Annotated in this window: 1 protein-coding gene; it reads left to right on the forward strand. The window is 68.1% G+C overall.

Annotation, left to right across the window (positions count from 1 at the left end; genetic code table 11):
• Positions 1-59 precede the first annotated feature (59 nt).
• Positions 60-288, forward strand: a 229-nt coding sequence (locus tag KZZ07_RS26815; RefSeq protein ID WP_219519995.1) for a hypothetical protein, incomplete at its 3' end; no start/stop codon positions are given.

Here is a 288-nt window from a genome sequence, read left to right on the forward strand (position 1 = left end):
TCCACAGCAGAACGGCACGCGCCCCGCTGCGATCGTTCCTTCACGCTGCCTGAAGGCTCATGGGCATAAGCGTGCAGGTGGTTCATCCGCTACGCTTTCTTCACCCGAGGCCGCGCACTGCCGCTGCCATGCCGATCCGGCCCGAGCACCGCTTCTTCTACCCGATCGACTGGCGCGAGCTGTCGATGGCAATCCGCTTCGGCCGGGCGCAGGGTCGGTGCGAGGGCTGTGGGCGACCGCACGGGCAGATGGTCTACCACCTCGGCGACGGGCGCTGGTGGGACGCTG

This window comes from Mameliella sp. CS4 (genome assembly GCF_019392335.1).
GTDB lineage: Bacteria > Pseudomonadota > Alphaproteobacteria > Rhodobacterales > Rhodobacteraceae > Antarctobacter.